At 46.4% G+C, this 12,272-nt stretch carries 9 protein-coding genes; all 9 read left to right on the top strand.

Annotated elements, in window-relative coordinates:
• The first annotated feature begins 33 nt into the window (after positions 1 to 33).
• The 9 genes from AAAT93_RS02335 (at position 34) to AAAT93_RS02295 (ending at position 12,264) form a co-directional block, all read left to right on the top strand.
• Positions 34 to 1,326: a glycoside hydrolase family 3 protein gene (locus tag AAAT93_RS02335; RefSeq protein ID WP_117781027.1), complete on the top strand. Its 1,293-nt coding sequence runs from the start codon at positions 34 to 36 to the stop codon at positions 1,324 to 1,326.
• A 23-nt stretch (positions 1,327 to 1,349) separates the two neighbouring features.
• Positions 1,350 to 2,462, top strand: a complete 1,113-nt coding sequence (locus tag AAAT93_RS02330; protein ID WP_117781028.1) for a metallophosphoesterase family protein — start codon at positions 1,350 to 1,352, stop codon at positions 2,460 to 2,462.
• Positions 2,459 to 4,045: an ATP-binding protein gene (locus tag AAAT93_RS02325; RefSeq protein WP_227573505.1), complete on the top strand. Its 1,587-nt coding sequence runs from the start codon at positions 2,459 to 2,461 to the stop codon at positions 4,043 to 4,045. The genes AAAT93_RS02330 and AAAT93_RS02325 overlap by 4 nt, the downstream gene beginning before the upstream one ends.
• 14 nt (positions 4,046 to 4,059) lie before the next feature.
• Positions 4,060 to 4,800 carry an acyl-[acyl-carrier-protein] thioesterase gene (locus AAAT93_RS02320; RefSeq protein WP_227573506.1) on the top strand — a complete coding sequence of 247 codons (741 nt, stop codon included), beginning with the start codon at positions 4,060 to 4,062 and terminating at the stop codon, positions 4,798 to 4,800.
• A gap of 50 nt (positions 4,801 to 4,850) precedes the next feature.
• On the top strand, positions 4,851 to 5,288 hold the full coding sequence (locus tag AAAT93_RS02315) for a cytidine deaminase (protein ID WP_227573507.1): 438 nt from the start codon (positions 4,851 to 4,853) through the stop codon (positions 5,286 to 5,288).
• Positions 5,289 to 5,298: 10 nt separating this feature from the next.
• Positions 5,299 to 8,226 carry an insulinase family protein gene (locus AAAT93_RS02310; protein WP_117781031.1) on the top strand — a complete coding sequence of 976 codons (2,928 nt, stop codon included), beginning with the start codon at positions 5,299 to 5,301 and terminating at the stop codon, positions 8,224 to 8,226.
• 23 nt (positions 8,227 to 8,249) lie between these two features.
• A complete protein-coding gene (gene era / locus AAAT93_RS02305; RefSeq protein ID WP_118544904.1) occupies positions 8,250 to 9,158 on the top strand; it encodes a GTPase Era in 909 nt (302 codons plus the stop codon).
• Between the two features lies 1 nt (position 9,159).
• Positions 9,160 to 10,647 (top strand): DUF1846 domain-containing protein, encoded by a 1,488-nt coding sequence (locus AAAT93_RS02300; protein ID WP_021985080.1) that lies wholly within the window; start codon positions 9,160 to 9,162, stop codon positions 10,645 to 10,647.
• Positions 10,648 to 10,815: 168 nt separating this feature from the next.
• Entirely contained in the window at positions 10,816 to 12,264 is a 1,449-nt protein-coding gene (locus AAAT93_RS02295) for an ABC transporter ATP-binding protein (protein WP_117781032.1), read from the top strand.
• Positions 12,265 to 12,272: the final 8 nt, after the last annotated feature.

The following is a 12,272-nucleotide window of genomic DNA, read 5'->3' as shown; positions in this document are numbered from 1 at the left end:
CGGAGAAATCGTGATTATTATATGTAATGTATAATGATAATCACGAGTTCGAAGAACGGAGAAATCGTGATTATTATGAATAAGACGGAATCGTGTTCAATGATGCATCGGCATAAAAAAATTATATATGGAATATTGATCATCTGTATGGTGTTTTTCGGTATTTTCGGTTCGGGAAATCTTCTCCGGGATGGAGAACGTACTTCATCGGAACCGGGGGATACGGAAGAAACAGCTACGACACAAGTCCCTGTGACCACAGAGCAGACGGCAGGCGAAGAGACACACACGACTTCAGATGCACAAATGACGGTGCTTGATGTGCGGATACAGGACAAGATCCAGACGATGAGTCTGGAAGAAAAGGTCGGACAGATGTTCTTTGTAAAAAATGATGGACGCTTCGGACCGGATGAGCTAACGCAATATCCGGTTGGGGGCATTATTTTGTTTGCGGGAGATTTGGCTGGGGAGACGGCAGATTCCCTGACGGAGAAGATCCAGTCCTTTCAGGAGGCTTCTGATATTCCTTTGCTAATTGGAACGGACGAAGAAGGCGGTACGGTGACGCGTGTCAGCCGTTACAGTGCACTGGCAGATCACACCTTTGCATCACCGAGATCCATCTATGCGTCGGGCGGTATGGATGCAATCAGAAAGGATACGGAAGAAAAAACAAAGCTGCTTCTATCGTATGGCATCAATGTGAACTTCGCACCGGTCTGTGATCTGTCCGGAGATGCGAGTGATTTTATCTATCCCCGTGCGTTTGGAGATGATCCGCAGGAGACGGCAGAGTACGTCGATACCGTTGTCACGACGATGCGGAAGGCACAGATTGGAACGGTGTTGAAGCATTTCCCGGGGTACGGTAGTAATGGAGACACGCATGTGAACCAGATCGAGGATACGCGAACGTATGAGCAGTTTGTGACGCGGGATTATATACCGTTTGAGGCGGGCGTAAATGCTGGCGCGGACTGTATTTTAGTTAGCCACAATGTAGTTGCAGCAATCGATGATGAATATCCGGCATCGCTATCGGAGAAGGTGCACGAGGAGATACGGAACGTGCTGCAGTTTGATGGTGTGGTAATCACCGATGATCTGATGATGAGTGGCGTATCTGCGGGATATGATCTGGACGAGGCGGCGGTGCAGGCGGTCAAAGCCGGAAATGATATGCTGCTTTCCACGAATTATCAGGAGCAGATCAAAGCCGTCATACAGGCAGTCAAAGATGGAGAAATTGACGAGGCACAGATTGATGCGGCAGTTGCGCGCGTGCTGAAATGGAAGAATCAGTTAGGATTTGAGATATTTTAGGAAATGACAGAAAGGGGTAACGGATGAAGTTAATACATTGTGCGGATATTCATTTGAATTCCTCTCTGTCTACACATCTGGATGGAGATAAGCAGAAGCAGCGGAGAACCGAGATTCTGCATACGTTTCTGCGTATGGTGGACTACGCCGCAGAACAATCGGTCGATGGGATTCTCATCGTCGGAGATCTGTTTGATACGAAGAAGGTTGACCGGGCAACTGGAAACGCGGTGCTGTCTGCAATTACCGGACACCCGGAGATCTTGTTTTTCTATCTGCGTGGAAATCACGATGCAGATGGGTTCCTGCAGTCGTTGGATGAAATCCCGGATAATCTGAAGTTGTTTGGTGATACATGGCGTTACTATGCGTGGGAAGAAGATGGTGCGACAATCGTGATTACCGGTGCGGAAAGCTCTGCACGGAATGCACAGACGTTATATACATCATTAAGGCTTAATCCAAAGCATATTAACCTTGTGATGCTGCATGGGCAGGAGACGCCATACGCAAGTGGGGCAGGACAGGATGCGGAACAGATTCCACTTGCTTTATTACAAAATAAAGGAATCGATTATCTGGCACTCGGACACATCCATACATATAAGCGTGAGCAGCTCGATGCAAGGGGCATCTACGTGTATCCGGGTTGTTTGGAGGGCAGAGGCTTTGATGAATGTGGCATACATGGATTCTGCCTGCTCGAGGTTGATGTGGCACATCATAAGATTCAGGATACATTTGTGCCATTTGCAAGCCGCAGACTGTGGGAGGCATCTGTCGATGTAAGCGTGTGTGCATCCGGAGTGGATATTTTAGATGCTATTAAAGAGACATTACAGGAAATGCAGGTGCAGACTGCCGATCTGGTGAAGGTCTGTCTGACCGGCAGCCTGCCTGTGGGCGTGGAAGTAGATACAGACCTGCTTGCGATGCAGTTGTCACAAATCTATTTCTATGCGAAGGTCGTAGATCATACTGTGCCGGAGATCGACTATGCCGCATATACGTATGATGCGTCATTAAAGGGTGAATTCGTGCGTCTGGTTCAGGCACAGACTGACCTTTCGGATGAGAAGAAAGCGAAAATCATTCAAACGGGAATATTGGCGCTTGCCGGGGAGGCGTTCATATGAGACTACTGACATGTCATATTGAAAACTTTGGAAAGCTTTCGGATTTCTCCTATGATTTTGCAGATGGCTACAATGCTTTTGTGCTGCCGAATGGCGCAGGAAAAAGTACATTTGCAGCATTTATCCGCGTGATGTTCTATGGCTTTGCCGGGGAGACGAAGCGGACGGAACTGGAGAAGGAACGGAAGCGTTATCAGCCGTGGCAGGTCGGTACCTATGGCGGACAGCTTACTTTTACAGCGGATGGGAAATATTATCTGCTGTCGCGTGTCTTCGGGAAGACGGCAAAGGGAGATTCCTTCCGGTTACAGGATGCGAATACGCTGCTTGACAGTACAGATTTCACCGAACAGATCGGACAGGAGTTATTCGGAATCGATGCGGAGTCTTTTATGCGGACCATCTATATCGGACAGGCGGAATGTGCGGCATTTGCAGCGACAGACAGCGTGAGTGCGAAGCTCGGCGATCAGATGGAAGAGACCGAAGATATGGCAAGTTATGACGTGGCAAATAAAAAGCTTGCCGATGCGATCAACCAGATGTCGGATAAACGGAGCACCGGAAAACTTGCGAAGCTTGAACGGGAAGCACACGTGCTTGCACAGGAATTACGGGCAAAAACGGTAGTGCAGGAAGCGTTAGATACGGTTTCAAGCCAGTTGACGGCGGTCAAAGTGCGTTGGAATGCGTGCTTGGCGGGGAAGCTACCGGAGGAAACCGAAGAGAAAGAAGCTGCAAGCCCATCCGGGCAGGAACTGGCAGATACCTTGCAGCAAAGAAGAAATGAAAAAAACGAACAGCGGAAATATAAAGGAATCACAGGTATCGTCTTAGGATTGCTTGTGATTATATATGCGCTGCTTGCGGCAGGCAAAGGGTATCGTATGTTAATCCTTATCTGTGGTGGATTCAGTATGATTGCAGGCGCATGTATGCTGCTTGGGTATGCAATCGGCAGGAAGAAACGCCAGCCAGAGTCAAAACCTGTACAGCCAAAGCCGCTTTCGGAGGAACAGCAGAAACAGCGGGCATCGGAGATGGAGACGCTGTCGAGACAGATCCTGCAATACAGCCGGAGACTTGATGAGTTGGAGAGCGAGTCTGACACACTGACGGAAAAGGAAAGAAAATTGCAATCTCTTAATGAAGAATTGATTACGCTTCGGGAAAAATGTGATATAATACAAAAGACTAAGGCTTTTTTGACACAGGCAAAGGAAAATTACGGTGCACGTTATCAGAAACCGGTTATGGATGCATTCCGGAGGTATTACCGGATGTTATCAGGTGAAGACGGAACAGCGTATGGACTTACGGCGACGTTCGAGATGGAGAGGCAGGAGCAGGGAATGTACCGGGATATGGGATATTTCAGCCGGGGATATCAGGATATGACCGGTTTGTGTATGCGTCTTGCATTTGCGGATGCCATGTACCGGGAGGAAAAGCCGTTTCTGATTCTGGATGATCCGTTTGTGAATCTCGATGAGGAAAAAATAGAGCATGGAAAAGCATTTATAAGAGAAATCGCAAAGGAATATCAGGTGATTTATTTCACCTGTCACGAAAGCCGCGCGTGATAAAGGGGTATACTATGTACACATATAATAAAAAAGTTCTTTTTTCAGATGTTGATGCAACAAGAAGAATGTCGTTTGGGAGTCTGATGGATGCCATGCAGGATTGTGTCAACATCAATTCCGAGTCGGTAGGCAGAGGCATTGACTATATGCTTGAGCATAAGCGGACCTGGTTCGCAATCGGTTGGAATATTGAGATCCGCCGTATTCCGAAGATGTTCGAGGAGATAAGCGTGAAGACCTGGGCGTATGAATTTGCGACATCCATCGGCTATCGTAATGTCATTGTGACAGATGAGAATGGCGAGGATATTGTCTGTGCCGATTCGATGTGGACACTCATGGATATGGAGACGAAGCATCCGGTTCGGATTGAAGAAGAGGATGCAAAGGGATATGAGATCAGACCGCGGTATCCGATGGAAAGATGCGGTAGAAAGATCCGTCTGCCGAAGGAATTCGAGGTTGTTGACACAGTAGTTGTGCCAAAAGCCGACATCGATTACAACGGACATATGAGTAACGCAAAATATATCCTGCTTGCCAATGAATATCTCGAGGATATCACGCGTGTCAGCCGGATCCGCGTGGAATATAAGAGTCAGGCGAGGTACAGGGAGACGCTTGTGATCGAGCGGGCAATACAGGAGATCGAAGCGGAAGCCGGAACGGAAACACATGTGATCATCAAGATGAGCGGCAAAGAAGCGGGTGACGTGAAGGCGGTTGTTGATTACCGGCTGACAGAAGCGTAGGAGTGGCGTACCGCGAATCATAATTTACAAAATACAGGATAAGGCAGTATATGAAATTAGAAAAGAAAAAGATACAAAATCTGATCCGGATTGCAGCGGATGCACGGAAGTTTTCGTATGCACCGTATTCGCACTTTGCGGTCGGGGCGGCATTGCTTGGGGCAGATGCGAAGATATACACCGGATGCAATATTGAGAACGCAGCATTTACACCGGGAAACTGTGCAGAGCGGACAGCCATCTTCAAGGCTGTGAGTGAAGGCTGCAGGGAATTTTCGGCAATCGCGATCGTAGGCGGGAAACTTGACGAAGATGCGCTTGCGCAGACCGGATACACTGCACCATGCGGTGTGTGCAGACAGGTGCTGCGGGAGTTCGTTAATCCGTCCGCATTTGCCGTGATTTTAGCACGTACAATAGAGGCGTATAAGGTATATACATTGGAAGAACTGCTTCCGGAAAGCTTTGGACCGGAGAATTTGAAATAGATGATGGAGGATGAATCGTTTGAGTAAATTAGAGAATCTGACCGCATATACGGTAGTGGAAAAGAAGGAATTGAAGGAAGTTAATGGATACGGATATATCCTGTCCCACAATAAGACAAAGGCACGTGTGGCTGTGATTGAGAATGATGATACGAACAAAGTATTTACAATCGGTTTCCGGACACCGCCAGCCGACGATACAGGTGTGCCACATATCACAGAACATTCGGTGCTTTGCGGTTCCAGAAAATTTCCGGTCAAGGATCCGTTCGTGGAGCTTTGCAAAGGAAGTCTGAATACATTCTTAAATGCAATGACTTATTCGGACAAGACAGTATATCCGCTTGCAAGTCTGAATGAGAAGGATTTTCATAATCTGATGCATGTCTATATGGATGCCGTTTTTTATCCGAATATGTATGAGAAGAAAGAGATCATGATGCAGGAGGGCTGGCATTATGAGATCGATGAGGAGACCGGGGAGCTCACGTATAACGGTGTTGTATTTAACGAGATGAAGGGCGTGTATTCCTCATCGGAACAGCAGCTTTACCGAATTATTGAGAAATCACTGCTTCCACATACTGCATATGGTTTTGAATCGGGTGGAGATCCGGAGGCAATTCCGAACCTGACACAGGAGGATTTTATTGCGTTTCATAAGCGGTATTATCATCCGAGCAACAGTTATATCTATCTGTATGGCGATATGGATGCAGAGGCGGAACTTCGGTTTATCGACGAGGAGTATTTACAGAACTTTGATTATTTAGAGATTGATTCTGCATTGACCGATGAGCCAGCGTTTGAGAAGCCGGTAGAGGTACGGGAATATTATTCCATCGCAGAGAATGAATCCGAGCAGGACAACACTTATCTGACATACAACACAGTTGTTGGAACAAGTGCGGATAAAAAGTTATGTACTGCATTTTCGATTCTTGAATATGCCTTGCTGTCGGCACCGGGCGCACCGCTCAAAAAGGCATTGATTGATGCCGGGCTTGGCAAGGATATTCTGTCATCCTTTGATGACGGTATCAAACAGCCGAACTTCTCAATCATTGCAAAGAATGCGAATGCAGAAGATTTAGAACGATTTATACAGGTGCTTGAGGATACGCTTGCTTCCATTGTGGAGCAGGGTATGGATAAGAAATCGCTGCTTGCGGCAATCAATTATTTTGAATTTAAGCATAAGGAAGGAAACTTTGGACGATTCCCGAAGGGATTGATGCTCGGATTAAATGCATTTTCTACATGGCTTTATGATGATGCGGCAGCGCTTGATCTGTTCAGCCTGAACGATGTGTATGATGCGTTGAAGCAGGATGTGGAGACCGGATATTTTGAAGCTCTGATCAAGCAGTATATTTTACAGAATACGCACAAGTCATATTGTCTGCTGATGCCAAAGAAGGGGCTTAATAATGAGATTGCAGAGCGTGAGAAGGCACGGCTTGCGGCATATAAGGAGACACTTTCTGCAGCGGATATCGAGGAGATTCGTGCGAACATGATGCATCTGAAGGAGTACCAGAGCTCCGGTGATGCAGAGGAAGACTTGAAGAAGATTCCGATGCTTGCGATCGATGATATCGAGAAGCATGCCAAGAAAATAAATAACCGTATTCTGGAGATTGAACATGTCAAGGTACTAAGCCATGATATTTTTACAAACGGAATCACGTATCTCAGCCTGAACTTCTGTATGGATGATATCGACTATGATAAGTTTCCGGTAATTGCACTTTTGACGGAGATTTTTAAGTATGTGGATACAGAGCATTTCAGTTACAGTGAGTTATCGAACGAGATCAATCTGTATACTGGTGGCATTGGATTCAGTACAACGGTCACCAATAAGAAAGAATATGGCGGTTATGTTACACATTTTGTCGTCAGTGCAAAGATGTTGGATGCACAGCTCGATAAGGCAATGGAATTGATTGAGGAGATTTTGTTCACCTCGAAGCTTTCGGATAAGAAGCGATTGAAGGAGATTATTGCAGAGACGCGTGCGGCAATGAAAGACGATCTGCTTGCGAACGGACATACAACAGCGGCGGGACGCGCAACGGCATATATTTCTAAAATAGGTGTTGTGAAAGAACTGACAGAGGGTGTAGATTATTATATGTATCTGTCAGATCTGGATGATCATTTTGAAGAACGCTATGAGGGACTGGCTGCTGATCTTCAGGAGACGCTCGGTCAGCTTCTGCGCAGAGATTCCCTGCTCGTGAACTTTACTTCCGATAAGAAGCCGGAGGATACGCTGACTGAGAGTCTGACGAGATTTTCCTGCAAGCTTTCGACAAGACTGGCGTTTGAGAATGTGAAGGAAATTCCGGTAGTAAAAAAGAACGAGGGCTTTAAGACGGCAAGTCAGGTACAGTATGTAGCGACGGCCGGTAATTTCTGTGAACGTGGATATGAGTATACCGGCGCTTTGAATGTATTGCAGTGTATCTTCTCATACGATTATCTGTGGATCAATGTGCGTGTGAAGGGTGGTGCTTATGGCTGTATGTGCAGCTTCAATCGAAGCGGTAACGCATATTTTACATCCTACCGTGATCCAAATCTGTTGGAGACATACGAGATCTATAAGGAGGCACCGGACTATGTGAGAAGCTTTGAAGCAGACGAAAGAGACATGATGAAATATATCATCGGTGCGATCAGTAGGATGGATTCACCGCTTACACCATCCGCAGATGGCAATTTCAGTCTGATCTGTTATCTGATGGGAATCGACGATGCAGACTTGCAGCGGACAAGAGATGAAGTGCTTGGCGCAACCCCGGAAGTAATCCGTGGACTTGCCGGATATGTGGAAGCAGCTGTCGATGGAGATGTGATCTGTGCAATCGGTGATGAAGCGCGGATCGAAGATGCGAAGGATGCATTTACAGAAGTAAAGAGCGTATTTTAGGTAGAACATACAGGGAGAAACATATGGATAACTTATCGACATACAAATCCGGTTTTGTTGCAATCATCGGACGTCCGAATGTGGGAAAGTCCACATTGATGAATCATCTGATTGGACAGAAGATTGCGATTACAAGCAGCAAAGCGCAGACGACGAGGAACCGGATCCAGACAGTATATACGGATGACGAAGGACAGATTGTGTTCCTGGATACACCGGGTATCAACAAGGCGAAAAATAAGCTTGGCGAGTATATGATGAATGTTGCGTACTCCACATTGAATGAGGTGGATATCGTCATGTGGATCGTGGAGCCGACGACATTTATCGGCGCGGGCGAGCGTCATATCATTGATGTGCTAAGTAAGGTAAATACGCCGGTGGTGCTTGTTATCAATAAGACGGATACTGTGGATAAACAGGCAGTTGCAGATGCTATAAACACATACAAAGAGGTACATGATTTTGATGCGATTGTTCCTGTTTCTGCACTGCGCGGACACAATCAGGCGGAGCTTATTAAGACGTTAAAACGGCTGCTTCCGTTTGGACCACAGTTTTACGATGAGGATACGATTACCGATCAGCCGGAACGCCAGATTGTAGCGGAGATGATCCGTGAACAGGCACTCAGGCAGTTGGACAAGGAGATTCCGCATGGCATCGCCGTTGTAATTGACCGGATGAAGGAACGTCCGGATGGCAGCTGCATGGATATTGAGGCAACGATCATCTGTGAGCGGGATTCCCACAAGGGGATTATTATCGGAAAGCAGGGTGCAATGCTAAAAAAGATTGGTACGAAAGCACGGATCAGTATGGAAAATCTGCTGGATATGAAAGTAAATTTAAAGCTATGGGTAAAGGTAAAAAAGGACTGGAGAGACAGCGATACCTTACTTCGTAATTACGGTTATCGGGAGGAAAATTAAGATGAAGATCGGTTTTGACAACCAAAAGTACTTAGAGATGCAGTCACAGCATATACGTGACCGGATCGCACAGTTTGATAATAAATTATATCTGGAGTTTGGCGGCAAGCTGTTTGATGACTATCATGCGTCACGTGTGCTTCCGGGATTTCAGCCGGATTCGAAGCTGCAGATGTTATTACAGTTAAAAGACCAGGCTGAAATCGTGATCGTGATCAGTGCAGAGGATATCGAGAATAACAAGGTACGTGATGATTATGGAATTACATATGATATGGATGTGCTGCGCCTGATCGACGAATTCCAGGCAGTAGGACTGTATGTTGGCAGTGTGTGTCTGACAAAGTATGCCGGGCAGGCATCGGCAGAGCTTTTCCGCAAGAAGCTTGCAGAGCTTGGAATCAAGTCTTACCGTCACTATAAGATTGTTGGATACCCAAGTGATATTGCCCATATCGTGAGTGATGAGGGGTATGGAAAGAATGAATATATCGAGACAGAGCGCCCGCTTGTTGTCATCACGGCACCGGGACCGGGTAGTGGAAAGATGGCGACCTGCCTGTCTCAGCTTTACCATGAATATAAGCGTGGCGTGAAGGCCGGGTATGCAAAGTTTGAGACATTCCCGATCTGGAATCTGCCACTCAAGCATCCGGTCAATCTTGCTTATGAGGCAGCAACAGCGGACTTAAACGATGTCAATATGATCGATCCGTTTCATCTGGAAGCATATGGTGAGACAACCGTTAATTACAACCGCGATATCGAGATATTCCCGGTTGTTGCGACAATGTTTGAACTGATTGCCGGAAGCAGCCCATATAAGTCTCCAACGGATATGGGTGTCAATATGGCTGGAAATTGTATCATTGACGATCAGGTATGCCGCGATGCATCGGCACAGGAGATCATCCGCCGGTATTATCGGTGCCTGTGTGACAGAAAGCGTTACGGACAGTCGAAGGATGACAAGAATAAGTTAGAGCTTTTACTGCGGCAGGCGGGTGTCTCTATGGAGGACCGCCTGGTGGCAAAGAAAGCATTGGCAAGGGAAGAGGAGACCGGGCATCCGGCGATGGCAATCGAGCTTGCAGACGGCACGATCGTAACCGGAAAAACCGGAGATCTGCTCGGTGCATCGGCAGCTGCGATCTTGAATGCGCTTAAAGTACTTGCCGGAATTCCGCATGAAGTACAGTTAGTATCCAAGGAAGCCATCGAGCCGATCCAGCGACTCAAAATCCAATATCTTGGAAGCCACAATCCAAGATTGCATACCGATGAGATTCTGATTGCGCTTTCCACGACGGCGGCACAGGATGAAAAAGCAAAGCTTGCAATTGAGCAGCTCTCAAAATTGAAGAATTGTCAGGCACATTCGACGGTATTGCTTTCATCGGTGGATGAGCAGCTTCTGAAGAAAATAGGTGTCCAGCTTACGTGCTCCCCGAAGTATGAAGAGGAAGACAGAAAATATCACAGACGTTAAAAAATTGATTGTAAATAGAATATGAATCTGATAAAATATGCTTGTTTTTGTAAGAAAAAACAGGCATATTTTTATGCATTTTCGTAGAGAATACGAAAGAAAAATCTGGCCTGCATCCGCCAATGCCATGGATAAGGATGTCAGGAACACAAGGAGGATGAGAGTTTATTGGAAAACAACACTAGTTCAACAAACATTATTGAGCTAAAGCACATCACAAAAACATTTGAGGATGGGTTTGTCGCTGTAGAGGATTTTAACCTTACGGTAAAAAGGGGCGAATTCGTAACGTTTTTAGGGCCTTCGGGCTGTGGTAAAACCACAACACTCCGCATGATTGCGGGCTTTGAAATTCCTACAGAGGGAGAAATACTGCTAGATGGTAAAGAGATTGGAAATCTACCACCAAACAAACGCCCGATCAACACAGTATTTCAACGGTATGCATTGTTTCCACATTTAAACATTTTTGACAATATTGCCTTTGGATTAAAGCTTAAGAAGCTGTCGAAGGACGAGATTAAGCGGAAGGTAAAGAAAGTTCTGGAGATGGTAGACTTAGAAGGGTTTGAGACGCGGAAGGTAGCAACCTTGTCCGGTGGACAGCAGCAGCGAATCGCAATCGCGCGTGCACTGGTCAATGAGCCGCAGATCCTGCTTCTCGATGAGCCGCTCGGTGCGCTCGACTTAAAGATGCGCAAGGAGATGCAGCTTGAACTGAAAAGTATGCATGAAAGACTTGGAATTACCTTTATCTATGTAACACATGACCAGGAGGAGGCACTTACGATGTCGGACAAGATCGTTGTCATGTCCGAAGGACGTATGCAGCAGATCGGAACTCCTGAGGATATATATAATGAGCCGAAAAATGCATTCGTTGCAGACTTTATCGGCGAGAGTAATATTTTTACTGGCATCATGACAGACAAGCTCAAGGTGCGTTTCTGCGGGGCGGAATTTGCCTGTGTGGATGATGTCGAGCATGGACGGCTGGTGGAAGTCGTTGTGCGTCCGGAAGATGTGGAGATCACAACGCCTGAGAATGGTGCAATCACAGGAACGGTTACATCAGTTGTATTCAAGGGTGTCCACTATGAGATCACAGTGGAATCCGGCAAGAATGAGATCGTGATCCAGTCGACAAAGACCGCAGCGGTTGGAAGCCAGGTTGGACTGAATGTGGAACCGGATGGTATTCACATCATGATTCCGGAACACACACTGAATAAGATCGAGAGTGATGTAGACAAGAATTATGAGCTTACAATCTTTGATGGAAAGATCCAGTGTGATCTGACGAAGATCATACCGGGTTCTAAGTTTAACGACGCGCATGAGCTTTTAGATGCACATGGTGACGTGATTGATTATGAGAAACTGAAGGTCGTGCTTGCAATCAAGCCACGGCATATTTCCATGAGCGATAATGAGGAAGAGGGTATCGTCTGCGGACATATCATCAACCTGATCTACAAGGGTGATCATTACAGCTACGTGGTCCGTACGGATATGGATGAAGATTTCATCGTTAACGATGAATACCTGTGGAATATGGATGACTATGTAAGTCTGGTTATTCCGGAGGAGCATATCCAGTTTTCCATCAAGAAATAGAAAAGGAG

The sequence above is a fragment of the Coprococcus hominis (ex Arizal et al. 2022) genome, assembly GCF_040094675.1.
Classification (GTDB): domain Bacteria; phylum Bacillota; class Clostridia; order Lachnospirales; family Lachnospiraceae; genus Coprococcus_C; species Coprococcus_C hominis.
The sequence above is the reverse complement of the archived record's forward strand: the minus strand, read 5'-3'. Positions and strand labels throughout refer to the sequence as shown.